General features: G+C 30.9%; 24 protein-coding genes, 1 pseudogene and 1 riboswitch. Of the genes and pseudogenes, 6 read left to right on the top strand and 19 right to left on the bottom strand.

The window, feature by feature from the left end; translation table 11 throughout:
• Positions 1-53 precede the first annotated feature (53 nt).
• The 7 genes from HT586_RS05465 to HT586_RS05435 form a co-directional block, all read right to left on the bottom strand.
• Positions 54-524 carry a hypothetical protein gene (locus HT586_RS05465; RefSeq protein WP_203546467.1) on the bottom strand — a complete coding sequence of 157 codons (471 nt, stop codon included), beginning with the start codon at positions 522-524 and terminating at the stop codon, positions 54-56.
• On the bottom strand, positions 517-714 hold the full coding sequence (locus HT586_RS05460) for a helix-turn-helix transcriptional regulator (protein ID WP_203546466.1): 198 nt from the start codon (positions 712-714) through the stop codon (positions 517-519). The genes HT586_RS05465 and HT586_RS05460 overlap by 8 nt, the downstream gene beginning before the upstream one ends.
• Positions 715-1093: 379 nt before the next feature.
• Positions 1094-1588, bottom strand: coding sequence for a DUF805 domain-containing protein (locus HT586_RS05455; protein WP_203546465.1), 495 nt, complete (start codon positions 1586-1588; stop codon positions 1094-1096).
• Positions 1589-1611: 23 nt separating this feature from the next.
• Positions 1612-2001: a hypothetical protein gene (locus HT586_RS05450; RefSeq protein WP_203546464.1), complete on the bottom strand. Its 390-nt coding sequence runs from the start codon at positions 1999-2001 to the stop codon at positions 1612-1614.
• A gap of 306 nt (positions 2002-2307) precedes the next feature.
• Positions 2308-2691 carry an HIT family protein gene (locus HT586_RS05445; RefSeq protein ID WP_203546463.1) on the bottom strand — a complete coding sequence of 128 codons (384 nt, stop codon included), beginning with the start codon at positions 2689-2691 and terminating at the stop codon, positions 2308-2310.
• A 62-nt stretch (positions 2692-2753) separates the two neighbouring features.
• Entirely contained in the window at positions 2754-3152 is a 399-nt protein-coding gene (locus HT586_RS05440; protein WP_203546462.1) for a GNAT family N-acetyltransferase, read from the bottom strand.
• A gap of 74 nt (positions 3153-3226) precedes the next feature.
• Positions 3227-3712: a GNAT family N-acetyltransferase gene (locus tag HT586_RS05435; protein ID WP_203546461.1), complete on the bottom strand. Its 486-nt coding sequence runs from the start codon at positions 3710-3712 to the stop codon at positions 3227-3229.
• Between the two features lie 132 nt (positions 3713-3844).
• On the opposite strand from HT586_RS05435, the gene HT586_RS05430 reads away from it, so the two are divergent.
• The 6 genes from HT586_RS05430 to HT586_RS05405 all read left to right on the top strand — a co-directional run bounded on the left by HT586_RS05430 (position 3845) and on the right by HT586_RS05405 (position 7062).
• Complete coding sequence (locus HT586_RS05430; protein ID WP_096076788.1) at positions 3845-4042, top strand: DUF6366 family protein; 198 nt, start codon at positions 3845-3847, stop codon at positions 4040-4042.
• A 68-nt stretch (positions 4043-4110) separates the two neighbouring features.
• The gene (locus tag HT586_RS05425) at positions 4111-4725 is read left to right on the top strand and encodes a LysE/ArgO family amino acid transporter (protein WP_203546460.1); all 615 of its coding nucleotides are present in this window, start codon (positions 4111-4113) and stop codon (positions 4723-4725) included.
• Between the two features lie 49 nt (positions 4726-4774).
• Positions 4775-5041, top strand: coding sequence for a hypothetical protein (locus tag HT586_RS05420; RefSeq protein WP_096076790.1), 267 nt, complete (start codon positions 4775-4777; stop codon positions 5039-5041).
• A 284-nt stretch (positions 5042-5325) separates the two neighbouring features.
• Positions 5326-5616 (top strand): DUF3784 domain-containing protein, encoded by a 291-nt coding sequence (locus HT586_RS05415; protein ID WP_096076792.1) that lies wholly within the window; start codon positions 5326-5328, stop codon positions 5614-5616.
• 10 nt (positions 5617-5626) lie between these two features.
• A complete protein-coding gene (locus HT586_RS05410; protein WP_096076793.1) occupies positions 5627-5791 on the top strand; it encodes a hypothetical protein in 165 nt (54 codons plus the stop codon).
• Positions 5792-5874: 83 nt separating this feature from the next.
• Positions 5875-7062, top strand: coding sequence for an MFS transporter (locus tag HT586_RS05405; protein WP_203546459.1), 1188 nt, complete (start codon positions 5875-5877; stop codon positions 7060-7062).
• A gap of 35 nt (positions 7063-7097) precedes the next feature.
• Here the strand turns inward: HT586_RS05405 and HT586_RS05400 are convergent, their stop codons facing one another.
• The 12 genes and pseudogenes from HT586_RS05400 to HT586_RS05345 form a co-directional block, all read right to left on the bottom strand.
• A complete protein-coding gene (locus tag HT586_RS05400) occupies positions 7098-7670 on the bottom strand; it encodes an NUDIX hydrolase (protein WP_203546458.1) in 573 nt (190 codons plus the stop codon).
• Between the two features lie 549 nt (positions 7671-8219).
• On the bottom strand, positions 8220-9113 hold the full coding sequence (locus HT586_RS05395) for a hypothetical protein (RefSeq protein WP_203546457.1): 894 nt from the start codon (positions 9111-9113) through the stop codon (positions 8220-8222).
• The gene (locus HT586_RS05390; protein ID WP_203546456.1) at positions 9113-9961 is read right to left on the bottom strand and encodes an ABC transporter permease subunit; all 849 of its coding nucleotides are present in this window, start codon (positions 9959-9961) and stop codon (positions 9113-9115) included. The genes HT586_RS05395 and HT586_RS05390 overlap by 1 nt, the downstream gene beginning before the upstream one ends.
• A gap of 87 nt (positions 9962-10048) precedes the next feature.
• Positions 10049-11265 (bottom strand): annotated as a pseudogene (locus tag HT586_RS05385) (NtaA/DmoA family FMN-dependent monooxygenase).
• Positions 11266-11277: 12 nt separating this feature from the next.
• On the bottom strand, positions 11278-12030 hold the full coding sequence (locus HT586_RS05380; RefSeq protein WP_203546455.1) for a 3-oxoacyl-ACP reductase: 753 nt from the start codon (positions 12028-12030) through the stop codon (positions 11278-11280).
• A gap of 81 nt (positions 12031-12111) precedes the next feature.
• Positions 12112-12216, bottom strand: a riboswitch (TPP riboswitch).
• Positions 12217-13271: 1055 nt separating this feature from the next.
• Positions 13272-13946 (bottom strand): IS6-like element IS257 family transposase, encoded by a 675-nt coding sequence (locus HT586_RS05375; RefSeq protein WP_203546454.1) that lies wholly within the window; start codon positions 13944-13946, stop codon positions 13272-13274.
• A gap of 29 nt (positions 13947-13975) precedes the next feature.
• The gene (locus tag HT586_RS05370) at positions 13976-14449 is read right to left on the bottom strand and encodes a GNAT family N-acetyltransferase (RefSeq protein ID WP_203546453.1); all 474 of its coding nucleotides are present in this window, start codon (positions 14447-14449) and stop codon (positions 13976-13978) included.
• Positions 14450-14576: 127 nt separating this feature from the next.
• Positions 14577-15041 carry an NUDIX hydrolase gene (locus HT586_RS05365; protein WP_203546452.1) on the bottom strand — a complete coding sequence of 155 codons (465 nt, stop codon included), beginning with the start codon at positions 15039-15041 and terminating at the stop codon, positions 14577-14579.
• A 7-nt stretch (positions 15042-15048) separates the two neighbouring features.
• Positions 15049-15543 (bottom strand): GNAT family N-acetyltransferase, encoded by a 495-nt coding sequence (locus HT586_RS05360; RefSeq protein ID WP_096076809.1) that lies wholly within the window; start codon positions 15541-15543, stop codon positions 15049-15051.
• A complete protein-coding gene (locus HT586_RS05355) occupies positions 15540-15836 on the bottom strand; it encodes a GNAT family N-acetyltransferase (protein ID WP_331253712.1) in 297 nt (98 codons plus the stop codon). Before HT586_RS05355 ends, HT586_RS05360 begins: the two co-directional genes overlap by 4 nt.
• A gap of 128 nt (positions 15837-15964) precedes the next feature.
• A complete protein-coding gene (locus HT586_RS05350) occupies positions 15965-16267 on the bottom strand; it encodes an NUDIX domain-containing protein (protein WP_203546450.1) in 303 nt (100 codons plus the stop codon).
• On the bottom strand, positions 16264-16902 hold the full coding sequence (locus HT586_RS05345) for a uridine kinase family protein (protein WP_198337223.1): 639 nt from the start codon (positions 16900-16902) through the stop codon (positions 16264-16266). Before HT586_RS05345 ends, HT586_RS05350 begins: the two co-directional genes overlap by 4 nt.
• Position 16903 lies beyond the last annotated feature (1 nt).

The raw sequence follows: 16903 nt of genomic DNA, 5'->3' as shown, positions 1-16903 counted from the left end.
ATAATGAGGATTATCATCTGGGTTTTACTTTGGAGACTAAAGATATAAAATATTTAATACTCCTTCTTAATCCTCTGCTTCTCTATAAAATAAAAGATAATTCCTAATATGGTCATGAAAACAAAATCATCAATTATCGCTAAAGGCTCAATTTTAATCGATTTGTTTTGAAAGAATTGCGGCAGTATATTAAATAAAATATGACAGATAAATGCTGTAGGAATGCAAAGTATTATCATCGTATTTCTTATTTTTCGTAGTGCCCCTCTATATTCTTCTTCACTATAAACAGCGATATTTCTACTATCATGTTTTGTGGCTTGAATAATTATAACTATCGAAACAATTAGTAGTGTCAGTAATAATAAAACCGAACTTAAAGAAACCTCTCTTTTAATTGCATCAAATACAGTACTTATCAATAAACATCCAACTATTACGGTGAAAGTTATTTTAAAAGCGTTCGCCATAGCTTGATTGTAATTAAGTACTTCACGTTCATCTTTCTTGTATATATCACGCATGATAATCCTCCCAAAATAAAGTGTTTAAGTCACTATTTAATGCCCAGCAAAGCTTTAAGCATAATTGAATTGTGGGATTGTACTTATCGTTTTCTATCAGATTAATTGTTTGTCTGGATACTTCGACTTTTAGTGCAAGTTCTTTTAGTGAAAGAGCTAATGCTAGTCTACTTTCTCTTACTTTATTCAAATCATCAACCCCAATGTGTCATATATATTGTACTACTAGTATATGGTAATAAAAAACAAGTGTCAAATTTATACGACACCCCTTACTTGTGCGTAAGGGGTGTCTGTTCATTCTTATAAGTTAAATATGTTAATCATAAATCCCATCGTAAATTTCATTACAACTGATAAAATTATGATTCTCATGATAGCATCAGTTGCAATGTAGCAATAACTACGTTTACTAGTAACTTTCACCTTATTCTTCTAATCTTCGTAAGTCATTAGAGTTGCAATAATAATAACAAAAGTCCAACTTGATATCGTTGAAAAAATGTCGATATAATCACCTCAAGATTTAAATTAAAAATTTTTTTAGAGTTTATTCGATTTTGCTATTATTATCTATTCAAAGAGTCTTCACCATATTCATTTGGTCCATGTGTTCCGCCTCTAAGTAGTAACACAAGATAAATAATTACTATACCTATCAGGAAAATGGGCATTGCAATACTAATCATACTTTCTGTGTCGACTCCAAATTGATTTAATAACATCGATAGTAATACGATTGTCATAATTAGTACGCCAGGTACTATTGCAATAATTCCTGATAAATTTGTGTCATGCAATCTTCTAACTGAAACGCTTAAAACACCGATTGAAAAAAAGAAACTAAGTGTTTTATATACAATATTACTTATACTTAATCTAGCTTCTGGATCAATACCCAACTGTCCATCTATATATGTACAAATCGTCCATATTGACAATATGATAATGATATTCACTACCATCGGAAACCAGTATTCTTTACGTGATGAGCGGCCTGAGAAATCTAAAGCACGTTTCCAGAAATCCACATAAGCACCTTTAAAAGATATATTTCTTACCATATTTACCTCCGTTAGTTCTTATATTATCCTTTCCCTCTCATGGTATTGATCACTTTCATCACGAAATAAGAAATTGCATGTATAAATAAAAATACAATTGAAGACAGCAGAATGTATAAATTTACGCCGAGTGGCATTAATGCATTGCTGTCATTTCTACCATTTACTGTAACAGGTGCAATAAAGCTCACGCCTAAACTCACGAGATAACTCATAAATACACCAAATGCTATGAAACCAAAATTCAGTTTCTTTCTATAAATTATCGTATTCATAATTACAACAAAAATTAAAATTGGGATAAAGACTATCATATCTCCTCTGACAATCTCTGCCCAAGCATCAAAAAATGCAAATGGTATTAAGTAAAGCAGCAGAAATCTATAATCTTTAATATCAATTCTGTTATTCATTTATTTCATCCTCTCTTTATTACACTTCAATTTATCACTAATAGCATAATAACAGATTAAAATACTAATTATTTAAGGTAAATTTAAGGTAAGCATAGAAATCTCTAAAGTATTTAGCGGTATCGTAATTTTTTATAAACCGATACCGCTAAAATCAGCGAATATTAGCGGTATCGCATTATTTTTAATTTCAATTCCGCTAAAACTCATGAATAATAGCGCTATCATCTGATTTGAAATGAGAATACCCCTATTATTATCATAACTTCTGATTATATAAAAAATCATAGCTTCTGCTATGCTCATTTAGGCAATTAATAATGTAATAAATCGTTTAAAATCAAACGCGAAAGTTTCAGTTGACTCCTCTTCCCAAAATCCATCTAATTCATATCGCGGTATAATGTGTTCGTGAAAATGTGTTCCATTGTCCATTACTCGCCCATTATTTCTTATTATTGAAACGCCAAATATATTCATATCACTTTCTAATATTTGAATTAGTTTTCTTTCTAGTTGAATTAAATCTAAAACCACTTCATCCGGTAGTTCTAGATAATTCATATAATGGTCCTTTGATATCAAAAGCATATGCCCTTCTTGCTCTGGATTGATATCAAATACAACCTTAAAATGCTTTGTCTCATATATAATTTGATGCTTTTCAAGACCATTGCAGAAAATACACATAAACCAATCACCTCCACTCGCATTTTTATTGTAATAATTATAGCAATATATTATATTACGCTTTAAATTGTGCATAGATATCTAATAATGCCTGGATATTTTTCTCCTAATGATTCAATAACAAATCCTTGTTTACGATAAAACGCTAATGCATCATCATCAGTCTCTGCAACAATATTATAATAATTTTCTTTAATATGATTGATCAATTTCTTTCCAATACCTCTTCCTTGATAAGTTTCATCAACTGCAAGACTAGTAATTACACATATATCGTCTTGTACATTTATAGTTATAACACCAATGAATTTATTCTCATCTACATAAACATAACACGCAGCATTGTTACAAGTAATGGCATTTACTAATATTTCATTTACACTTTTAGAACTCACTGCTAATTGTATCAAATTAGTTAGTTCCTGATTTATTATAGTAACATCATTTAATTCTCTAATCATTAGAATCCCCTTATCATATTAAACAATTATCAATATTATATATGAACAAATAGAAAAAGACACCTCTCGGTATCTTAAATATCTTTATAATAAAAACGATTATCCTGTGGAACAATACTGAAATCGCTTGGCAGTTCTTCTTTCGGTATTAAATGAAACCCATTCTTCCTATAGAAATGCTGCGCAGCTTCAAACTTATCAATTGTTCCTAGATAAATGGATTTAATACCATCATCATGTGCGTGTTGTGTGACATGATCTAATAGTTTTTTACCTATCTTCATATTCCTTGTATTTGAATCAACATATACTCTCTTCAAAGCACTGTTGTTATCTTTTAATTTTAATAAAGCGATAGTACCGACAACTTTACCTTCATAGAGTGCTAACCAGAACTGGCCACCTGTATTAATATAGGTTCCTAATATGTTCTTTAAATCTGGTTGATTATCGTACGTTACGTTTTCAATATCAAATTCATGGCGTTTGATATTGATGATAAACTCATTCACCTCTTGCTTATAGTCGTCTGTGTATTGGATGATTTCGATATCTTTCATTTGCGCCTCCTCTAAGTTAGTAATGTAATATCTTAAAGTTAATACATACCCAGAGAAGCTGTATATAAACTTTGCTTACAATTTTCTGAAAATTATGTATAATAAATTAAAAACTGAAATGAGTTGAGATTAATGAGTCAATCCCCAGAGGATCAAAGAGATCAGTTAAGAAGAAAAGAAGTTGAACGAAATAGTATCGGCAATCTTAAAGACAGTTCACAAAATGCATATACCGGTAATTTTTTAAGTTCTATGAATAATAAAGCTTTAGGCATATTTATTCTTATATTAGTTATAGCAGCATTTATCGGTTGGTTAATCGTAAATTAATAATAGCCACTATTATGGTGTGATAACATAATAGAGGTTTTAAATTTATTGACAGTAAAGGAGAAACAATGTTACAAGCAATTTTTCATGGCATTCTACTCGCCTTCGGATTAATTCTTCCGTTAGGTGCACAAAATGTCTTTGTATTTAATCAAGGTGCGAATCATAAAAGTTTGAAGAAATCTTTACCTGTTATCATCACGGCAAGTTTATGTGATACCTTATTAATTTTGTTAGCAGTGCTTGGTGTTACTTTATTCTTAAATGCATTTCCTCCTTTGAAGCTCATCATTTATATCATCGGATTATTATTCCTATTATATATGGCATATTCAATATGGAATGAAAGGCCAGCAAATCAAGATAATTCAGATGCAATGTCAGCGAAAAAGCAAATAGGGTTTGCAATGAGTGTGTCCTTACTAAATCCACATGCGATAATGGATACAATTGGTGTCATTGGTACAAGTGCAACTGCATATGTTGGTCATAACAGAATCGCATTTACAATAGCCTGTATCGCAGTATCATGGTTATGGTTCCTGTCACTTGCCTATATCGGAAAAATCATTGGATCAATTGATAAGCAAGGTAATATTATTGTAATCCTTAATAAAGTTTCAGCGATTATTATCCTAATCGTTGCTTGTATTGTTATTAAAAATATCACCGATATGTTTTGATTTATACTAATTTTGTAAATAGTGTATAATCATTGTAAGAGGTGATTATATGCAATTGAAATGGGTCAGTATATTTTTTACATCAACTAGTTTAATCGCTTTCGCCCTATCCTTTATACTTCCATACGATATAATGAGCGATTATGATACTCAAGGTATTTGTATGAATATCTTTATGTTATCAGGATTCATCGGATTTATATTATCTATTATTTCAAAAGCAAAACATCAAATACTTTTATTGTTATTTAGTCTTGTTCCAATATTATTAATGGGCGCACTTTTACTTTTAGCCTACTACATTTCAGGGTGGTAAGATGATGAAAAGAAGAATCATTTCAAACATATTTATCTTATGCGTTGTCGCATATTTTATCTGGCTTATTTCTAGACCTGAATTTTACTTAAGTGACATATCAATGCATGCTAAGAATCCAATTTCAATTTCATGGCACTATTTAACAATTAATACGGCCATAATTGGAGCAAATCATAGCGAAGATGATTATATAATATCATTGTATCCATTTTACTTGATGCTATTATTAGCTTTTATGATCAGGTTCATACCTTTTAAGAAAAACTACAAGGAGTGACATTATGATATTCATTATTCTTTTATTTGCGCTTATAGGCATTTACATGTTAACAGGTCGTGGCAGCTTTTTAATTGCAGGTTATAATTTAATGAGTGAAGCGGATAAAGCGAAGTATAATAAGAAACGCTTATGTCAGTTTGTTGGTGTATTGCTACTTTTCACTGCCTGTTTTATCACTTTGATGGAGTATACAGATTTAGGTGAACATATTTTAATGATATCTTTCATTCTTATTATCTTTGTATCGTTACTGTTAATGAATTTTTCAAAGGTATTCAGATCAGACCGTTAGGAGTGTTTATATGAAATTGTTTGGTGATTTAAAATGTAGTAACTGCGGTAAACTTATTGAAAAAAATGAAGTATTTTATCCTGAAATTAAAAATACAGGTCTTAATGGTATCACCAATTTAAAAAGCTGGTTAAGCCAACATAAAATCTATTGTTCATCTTGTTTTAAAAACTGATTAATCTAAACTGCCCTTTAAGGCAGTTTTTTTATTTTTCATTATGTTATAATGATTTAAATTTGTTTTGTGGGAGGATATATATGAAACGTTTCTCACCGATTATCTTAGCTTTACTTGCAGCAACATTCATTGCACGGTTTAGTATGCTGATGGTTATGCCGTTCTTATCTATCTATTTAATCAATACATATCATTATTCAGGTTTTCAGATTGGAATCATTTTATCAGTGGCAGGTATCGTAGCGATTATATTAAGCATGACGTCAGGTAGTGTCATAGACCGCTTCAATAAAAGACACGTCATATATTTCGGTCTCCTTATCGGTATACTGAGTTATCTCTCATTTCCAATGATACATAGCTTTCCTGGTTTCATTCTTTTCTCTATTACTTCCACTATCGGTAATACACTAGTTGAACCAACATATCGTGTACTCATTACACAATTTACTGCAGATGAGCACAAGAAACTGATATTCAATATCAGATATTATTTAATCAACGTTGCTGCTGCAATGGGTCCTTATATTTCAAGTCAAATTCAGTGGGTGGGTATTGAAAAGCTTTTTTATATCGTGGTTGCTGCTTTACTGATTAATTTAGTCATGTTTATTGTTATCTTCAATAAATATGATATCGATCTTAAAAATAAACAATCCATGACACATATCCCTTTCTTCAATATGATGTTTATCTTCAAACAGGATAAAGCTTTCCTGTATTTAATACTCGGTAATATATTCATCGTATTTGGTTATACGCAGATGATGACGTCACTGAGCATCTATTTAAGTAAGATCTATCCTTATGCAACTGCCATTCATCATTATGCAATACTTACATTAGTCAATGCGATTGCTGTTATCTGTCTACAGATTGTCGTCTATAAAATTGGACAGCATATTAAGACAAGTACTTCGATCATTATCGGAGCAATATTATTACCTTTAGGTTTGATGCTTATTGGTATCTCTCCTGAATTATTTAATCTTTGTATCGCAATGTTTATTCTGACGATCGGAGAAATCTTCGTCTTCACGATGTGGGATTTGAGAATTGATGAGCTTTCACCTCCATCAATGAAAGGTTCATATTATGCTTTAACAGGACTTACTGGTATATCACGTATCATTGCACCACTTGTCGGAGGTTTATTAATCGATAATTTATCTAATGGTTTTCTTATCTGGTTGATTTTAGGCGGTGTTACGTATTTATCTGTAATCTTCTTTATCAAAAGCGCAAAAATAACACCTGTAAAATTATAGTTTACAGGTGTTATTAAATTTACAACTATATCTTTTTATATTACTTCACTTACGATGCAGAAGTATTTATCACTGTATGGAATAAACATTTGCTTCGTAATTTCAAATTTTTCATCATCTTTGAATGTCTTTCCTGATAAAACCTTCTGTTTATTTTGAAGCAATGATTTAAAGTCCAGAATATTCATCAATATTAAATCCTCAACTTCATGGTTATCGATTACAATCTTATCCAATAATTCACGAGAGATTTCACAAGTAAAGATATTGATAAATTCCTTATCCATTGTACCTTCATTGTCAATACTTTCAGGAATGACACATAGCATTTTTAAATCATCAAATGATACATCAATACCTAACTCTTCTTTAATTTCTCTCACACAATCTGCCATCGTCTCATCATGACGAATATGCCCACCGATTGAAACGTCTAACATACCAGTATAATCACTTAATTCCTGACTACGTTTTTGTAAAATAACGAAATCTTTATATGTGAAGATACATTGAAAAGTCTCATGCCATTCTTCATTTTGATGCGCCTCTTCATAAGTCATAACCCCTTTTGAAGTATAGTTGCTATTAAAAATATTTATCTTTTCCATTATAAAATCCCCTTATCCCTTATAAATTTTTAATTAATATTTAAACTATCCAAAAATTTTGAAACAAGCTACTTTTTCAGAATTTTTAGTCATTTATATTATACATTAAATTATAAAAAAATAGACCTCTTTTAGAGATCTATATTAATAAATTTACATAACACAACTCTAACTATGTCTTTTCATTTTTAATGCATATTATCTCTCATAATTTTTTTAACTAAATTTATTCTCCCTTAGTAATACTAAGTGCTATCTTGATATGTTCTAAATGATGATTTCCATGCCATGCATACAGTGATAACCTCAGCAGTATTTTCTGCTATCACGATAAAATCTCATTGATTTCTTTTATTCATAGTTAGAATATCAGTTGCAGTTCTTTTATATTTTTATTATCATGAATCGGATAGAAATTCCAATATTTATAAACAATAAAATTTACTGCTTCTAACCTATATATTATTGACATTGTGGTGCTCCTTTTCTTCAATTAATACTATTTTATCAATAAGCAATTTATTAATAAATAATAGATTAAGGAAAAAATCACTTTGTACTCATAACATCTAATCGTTGATAAACATACTGACAAATAGACAACATATAGATTATTGCAAATAATGGTGAATAGAATGTCCACCAAGCAACTTGTAAATCATAGAAATGAAATCCAAGTAAACTGCTTAGTTCTGGTATCGTTGGTTGCTCATTAATTAAACAACCTGGTCCATAACATACATCTGTTCCTCCAAAGAATATTTTAAAAAAAGCGAGGTGTGATATGACTACTAGCGTCTGAAACATAATTCTAAAAAATATGATGACATATTGTATCAGCATATTTGGTAATAAATGCTTTAAAAAGATATAAACTTTAGATGGACTCATTGTCTTCGCACTACTGATAAATTCTTTTTCTAATATCATTTGTGTTGCTGATTTCACTAATACTATCGTTGTTGGTAACATGAGTATAATTAGAATAATTAAATTAAATATTATTCGAAAACTTTGTGTTGTCGTAAATTGATCGATTGGTTCATAAAGTATAGGTTTTAGTAATAAATAACCTAATATCGACTGTGGTATATAAAAAAACGGATGCATGAATTGATCAATTAACGCCAAATTACTTTTCTTAAAGGCTAAATAAGTTCCTATGATGATCGCTATGATGAGTGTCATTAAAGCAACAACAATAAGTAGTGTTAATGTGATTCTGTACCCAGATAATACTTCATAAGCCATATGTCTAGAGTTCCTATCAACGCCAAATATATAATCTTTTCCGGGCGGAAATGGTGAACTCGCCAACATATTCCCATCTTTATCATATAAGAAATCGGTCTTTTTCACCTTCCCCTTTAATATATCAAAGTAAATAAATCCAATAATCGCAGGAATGATGAGCAAACAAATAGAAAGATAAATGCGTTTCATTATGACATGCTCCTTCCTGTTGTTTGTTTAGTATATAATTCAGCAAAGAAAAATAATAATCGAATTGGAATATACATCAATAGAAATGAGATAAACAAGACAACTGGCGTATTATATTCAAAAATAAAAACAGAAATTCCAAATACATTTAATAATCGTTCTAAAAATAATAAACTTGATAAAGTCACCCAGACAATTTGTTTAAAGTTAATAAAATAGCCTGTTAGTATATTCTTTAAAATATGACGATAGAAAATTTCTTTGTTATTTAAACCCTTACTTCTTGCAAAAGATACATAGCTTTCTTCTCTTTCTGCAATTAATAATTGATTAATCACAGTAATACTATTTGTTATTGGGATAATTAGCAGTAATAAAATCGGGAATATAACAGCGTTTTGTTCATGACTTGATGCAACATCAAATATCAACACTTGTGTTTTAAGATAAATGAATATAATAATTGAAATAAATACAGGGATATAAAAAATATCAGGCACAATACTTAATACGCGGTTAATATGCATTACAATACTGTGAAATACTTGAGATTGATACATCAAGAATGCGATTATTAATGAGAATAATAAAGAGATAATAAGCGCACTAAATAGTATAGTCATTGAATTTACCCAAGGTTCAATAATAAATGGGAAAATATCATGTTTGACACCTGACTTTAAATTCTCAAATACGATTGAATTAGGATGTAATAATGAATGAAACGTGTCTTTAATTGCAATAAATAAATTAGAAACATCTATTTTTTGATTGTGAAAAAGTGATGGTAAACAAGCAATAAAAAAGAGCATAAGAATGGTGATGGAAATATTTATTATGTTTTTCATATATACTCCTTTTTCAGAATTTTTAGTTATTTATATTATATATGAAAAAAAAAAAAATAGACCTCTTTTAGAGATCTATATATTTATTTATATTTCTAAATGTTCTCTCAATGTGAAAGTATGATAATCCTCTCTGAACAAACCTCTTGATTGTAATTCTGGTATGATGAGTTTAACAAAATCATCCAAACTATTAGGTAAAGTTGGTGGCATGAGATTAAATCCGTCTGCTACACCTTCTTTCAACCATTTTTCCAATTCATCTACTATCATTTCCGGCGTACTGATTAAAGTCAAATGTCCACCACCTGCTGCTAAATATCCTAAAAGTTCTCTTACCGTTGGATCTTTATCTTTGATAATTTCAAGTACTGTTTCATATCTTCCTTTCGGTCCAGTAAACGATGCTAAAGGTGGTAAGTCAGGTACTTTCGCATCTAAATCCCATCCTGAAGTGTCCTGATGAATAAAAAATTCCAGTATTTTTAATGAACTTGCAATATCCAGCATATTATCTAAGACTTGTTTCTTTGCATAAGCTTCTTCTTCAGTTTCAGCAACGTAGGTAACTAAACCTGGTAGAACTTTAATTTTATTCTTTCTTCCTTCTTTTTCTTCTGCCTGTTTCAATCGTTCGCGATATCTTTTAGCCATCGAGATATTCCAGCTTACGGAAAACACAGCATCAGCTTGTTCTGCTGCTAATTTTAATCCTTCATCTGAAGCACCTGCCTGCATTGCAATAGGTTTTCCATACTTAGAATTTGGTGTTGATAATGGCCCTCGTACCTGGAAATACTTACCCATATGATTGATTGGTTGTATATTTTAATGTTTTATCATTTGATGATTTTCTTTATTATAAATAAAATCTTTTTCATCCCATGATTCAAATAATTTATCTATTATTGTTACAAATTCTCTAGCTTTTTCATATCTTTGTGCATGAGCAGGTAAATACTCCATACTATGATTTTTTGCTTCTTCATCTGTCATGGAAGTAACCAGATTCCACCCCATACGACCTTTCGATATATGCTGTAAAGATTGAATTTGTCTGGCTACATGATATGGATTCATAAATGTTCCTGATATCGTACATACTAAACCAACATTGTTAGTTACTTGTGATATTGCTGAAAGTTTTACGATTGGATCTAGCCACATCGCTGGCATTACATTTTCATGTGTTGCATTAAATGCTTGATTATCAGCAAACGATGTATTTGAGAATCATGTGCTTTCCATGCCGCCAAATGATGTCCTACACCATAAATCAATATGCGGATATGCATATTTGACATTTAAAACTCCCCCTAGTTCATCGTTAACCCACCATCAACAGTGATATTTTGACCTGTAATTCCTTTCGCTCTATCAGATGCTAAGTAGACAACCATATTTGCAACATCTTGTGGTGTTGTAACTTTTCTAAGTGGTGTAGAATTAGCGATTAATTCAAATACTTCATCTGTCGTTACACTAGAAGCATCAGTTGTTTTCAGTAAACCACCGGAAATCATATTTGCACGAATGCCATATTGTCCTAATTCACTTGCGATATTGCGCATCATCCCTAGTAAACCTGCTTTAGCAGTCGTATACTCATGATAAGGTACAACCGGATTTTGGAATAAATTTGTGCCAATACTGATAATCGTTCCATCTCTTTGCTCAATAAAACCATCGATTACACTTTGACTTATGTTGAATGCAGCTTTCATCGTTCCATCAATTTGTTGTTGATAATCTTCCCACGATAAATCTTTAAATGCCTTTTGTGCTACTGGATCAAACTTAAATCCAACAAGTGCATTATTTACAACTACGTCAATTTTGCCAAACTTCTCTATCCCTGCTTTCACCATTGCATCTACTTCTGCACGTTTTGTAACGTCAGCTTTAAAAGCTAACGCTTTATCTTCTCCAAATGATGCTACTAATGAAATTGCAGCATCTTCACTTTGAAAATAATTAATAATCACATTATAACCTTCAGCATTGAGACCTTTCACGATTGCTTCTCCTAAACCTCTAGCTCCGCCAGTAACCATTACAGTTTTCATCAAATATTCTCCTCTATGATTTTATTCATAAAAAATACACCTTTCCTGATAGAAAGGTGCATGAAAAAGACATAATAAATAGACCAGTTCATTAGCACACTTCCCTACGCTAGTTTGAACTAGATCAGGTTCAAAGGGTCTGAGGACTACCTCATCTCAATTTATCGTTAAATGCCCCTAGTGTATTTCTTAAGTTGACTTCAATATACAAATAATTGTATGTTTTGTCAATACATGATGATAACATGACTGATTTTGAGTTATTAAGTATAATGTTGATGATTTTTGCCATCATTATACCACTCATTATTAGACTAATAGATAATCAAAAAAATAACCACTAAATGGCTTGGCTAAGCTGAGTGGTTATTCGAAATTGTAACCATAAAAAGCTAGTCACCGTATAAACGGATCTACAAGGGAGTGTGTGTATCACTCCTCTTTTCATTTACATTTTACAATGGATTTCATGTAAATGCAAAAATAACAATTAGAGAACGTTTGTTCTAATTATTTTATTTACTCTTTATAATAGTATTTGTAGATAAGTTTATAGTGGTGGCTAGCCCTAGGAGGTGATGCCTTTGATTTTGTTTATTAGGTGTTTCTCCTGGAAAGGAAAGCATGACTGATTTTGAGTTATTGAGTATAATGTTGATGATGTTTGCAATCATTATACCGCTCATTATTAGACTAAATGACAAAGACAAAAAATAACCACTCATAAGCTTGACAGAGCTGAGTGGTTATTGAGTAAAAAAATAACATTGGCTAGTCACCGTATAAACGGATCTACAGGAGGAGTGTTACCGCGCTCCTCTTTTCATTTACATTTTACAATGGATAGCTTATAAATACAAATATATTATAATACTCTTGAGTACTGCAATACTTCATTATCTACTGACATACCCATTTTTTCATATAACCCTTGTACTTTCACGTTATCTACACCAGTTTATAAACATACATATCTTGCATTATTTTCTTTTACGTATTCTAATGATTTTTCAATTAATTTCTTATTTGCTCCACTTGAACGATTATTTGATTGCACAAATAAAATCATTATTATTTTATCAAAATTATGGAAGTGAGTTGCATTTTTATACCTTAATAATAGTAAACAGATAATACGTTATATATGCATAAAGTAATACTAAATCTTAAAAGGATATTATATTTGGTTCTGTTGCAAAGTAAAAAAATATAGCTAACCACTAATTTATCATGTCAGTGTTCGCTTAACTTGCTAGCATGATGCTAATTTCGTGGCATGGCGAAAATCCGTAGATCTGAAGAGACCTGCGGTTCTTTTTATATAGAGCGTAAATACATTCAATACCTTTTAAAGTATTCTTTGCTGTATTGATACTTTGATACCTTGTCTTTCTTACTTTAATATGACGGTGATCTTGCTCAATGAGGTTATTCAGATATTTCGATGTACAATGACAGTCAGGTTTAAGTTTAAAAGCTTTAATTACTTTAGCCATTGCTACCTTCGTTGAAGGTGCCTGATCTGTAATTACCTTTTGAGGTTTACCAAATTGTTTAATGAGACGTTTGATAAACGCATATGCTGAATGATTATCTCGTTGCTTACGCAACCAAATATCTAATGTATGTCCCTCTGCATCAATGGCACGATATAAATAGCTCCATTTTCCTTTTATTTTGATGTACGTCTCATCAATACGCCATTTGTAATAAGCTTTTTTATGCTTTTTCTTCCAAATTTGATACAAAATTGGGGCATATTCTTGAATCCAACGGTAGACCGTTGAATGATGAACGTTTACACCACGTTCCCTTAATATTTCAGATATATCACGATAACTCAATGCATATCTTAGATAGTAGCCAACGGCTACAGTGATAACATCCTTGTTAAATTGTTTATATCTGAAATAGTTCATACAGAAGACTCCTTTTTGTTAAAATTATACTATAAATTCAATTTTGCAACAGAACCCGATTGATCTTGTACACCACCATTGTTTAATATTACTTTTCTACTCGCAATATTTTCTTCATCACATGTAATAAGTGCTTTTTCTACATTCAAAGATTTCAAAAATTTTAAGGACTCATTTAGAATCTTTGACGCATAACCTTGACCTCTCATATCAGGTCTTACTCCATACCCAACATGACCACCATAATTCGTTAAAAACTCATTTAAGTGATGACGTACATTAGAAGAACCTATGATTTTTCCATCATCAATTAAAAATAATGTAGTGTTTAATACTTCATATAATCTTTCACGTTCTTCTAAATTATTGATAAAGTCTTGAAAAGATTTATATCGTTTAATGTTTGTAGCTGAAGGGACTATGCTTTTTTGTTCATCTCCCCAAGCATTAAAATACTCCATGAATAATATTTCATCATTAATCGTCAGTCTTCTAAATTCCATTAATACACTCCTATTATTGTATTTATCGAAACAAAAAAACATTGCCTTTCTCTAAGACTTCATCAAAAGATGAGTCCATTACAAACTTAGTGATCCTGTGATTTAATTATGTTTTTACTTAATTACATTAATAAATATTAATATCCATTTTTCCTTCCACCCAATCACTTACAAATTCTTTATGTGGTGGATTGATCTCAACATCTTTCATTTCTTCACGAGATACAAATCGTAATTGTTTAGACTCATCAGAAATAGTTAGTTCACCATCAAATTGTTTTGTATAAAAAATAATCGAAACAGAATAAACTTCATCACCATTTGGATATGTCACGATGTAATCTGCGCCTGAATATATACCAAACAAGTCTACTTCTTTTGGAATTAATCCTGTTTCTTCTGTCACTTCTCTTATTGCAGCATCTTTTACCTTTTCTCCTATTTCAATCAATCCACCCGGAATACCCCATAGTCCGTTGTCTGCTCTTTGTTCTAAGAGAATCTTTTCGTCTTGTTCAATAATCACACCGGCACCAATCACAATTAAACAATGATGCCCAACATGTTGTCTCATCTTTTGTATATAATTCATAAGTCACCTACAATAATTTACTCATATAATATTCATCATAAAATTTATTATTAATCTTCAATGATCTTCGTTTTGTGCCTTCTATTTCAAATCCACTTTTCTGATACAATTTAACACCTGCTTCATTCTCGGTTACAACTGTTAATTCTAATCTCGTTATACCGACAGTTTTAGCCCACTGTTCAACTGCTTCAAATAGCAAAGTTCCTACACCTTGTCCTCTTACATCTTGATGTACGCCTATTACTAAATACGCAGAATGTTTATTTCGTAAAGAAGTATTGCCTATCGCGATAAGATAACCACATAATCCTTCATTATCAGCAACTAATAATGTGCTATTAGATTGATTATTAAAATGCTCAATCATTTTCGTTTGTTTCTCAATACTATTATTACGCTCTCCCGGTTCCATTAACATACAGTCAGATGTCGATTCTACATTATCGATAAGATGCATTATCTGCTCAGCGTCTTCCACTGTCGCTTGTCTTATAATCACTTGTAATCCTCCCACTCATTTCGCAAGATGCCCATTTTAATTGCATCATAATATTTACCGTCTACTATCTTGGCATCACGAATTCTTGCCTCTTCTATCATTGCAACTTTTTCAGCCAGTTTCATCATTCGGACATTGCCTGACCATGTTGATATTCCGATACGGTGTAAATCACTATTATTAAAGATATAATCAACCCATTGCTGGAATGCAGAAGTACCATAACCTCCACTCCAATATTCAGGATTGAAAATAACAATACCTATCTCCATCCAATTTGTTTCTTCACTCACCCAAATTGCATAATGATAGATACTTTATTAGACATATTGATCTCCGGGTTTTAAATAACTTTTTATGAATATTTCATCTTCTGGATACATCCAGTCTATATCATCGTATTCAGATATCGTTATCCATTTTATTTCTTCAATTTCGTCATCAGGACATTATTTAACATTTCTCCTGAATACACTACTCCTAAGAAGTAATCTACGGTAACATTATATTCTTTCACTAATTTACTTAGCGTTTTAATATGGTTTAATATTGTAATGCTAGAACCTGTCTCTTCAAATACTTCTCTTATTGCAGCTTCCTCGGAAGCCTCTTCTTTTTCAATGCCACCTGTTGGTATAGACCATTTCTGTTCACTCTTTGACTTAACGATTAGTAATTTATTATTATTAATTACAATAACACTCGCACCATTCCATGTTTTCATATTGATTTCTCCATAATAAATGCGTTGTTAGAAGTATCGATTACATAATCAAATTCAGCTTCTAAAGGCAACATGAATTGTTCATATTGTCTTCTACGTAATGCTTGCGTTGATTTAATATAATCAGGATTTCCACCTCTAATATTGACATCTCTATCTAGCCTTCTCAGCATTTCAGTTTCTTCATCACATTTAAATACAATTGAAATGTCGAATAACGCTTTATCTAAGAAAAATAGACTCAACCCTTCAAAGATATTAATTTGACGATTACCATTTAGTTTGACACTAGGTGCCCAAGGTTCATCAATTGTTATGATGTCCATACCATTCTTTAATGCTAATATATCTCTTTTTAAACTATTAAGTTCATGCGCTAATGGCACACATCCCGTAATTTTTTCTTTATACTTTTGTCCATTAAATACATATTCAGCATACGCAAATTTTCTAATGCCACTATCTATAATATATGGATCTGTCTCTAATAAATTGTATGTTTCATCTTCTAGTTTACTTATTAATTGATTAGTAAATGTTGATTTGCCAGATGCACCATGGCCACTAATTCTAATATTGATTGATTTAGTCGATTGATTAATTAGTTTTTGTATTTCTTCAATAAATTCATCCATT

This window comes from Macrococcoides bohemicum (genome assembly GCF_016865215.1).
Taxonomy (GTDB): domain Bacteria; phylum Bacillota; class Bacilli; order Staphylococcales; family Staphylococcaceae; genus Macrococcoides; species Macrococcoides bohemicum.
This window is presented reverse-complemented; position numbering and strand designations above follow the sequence as displayed.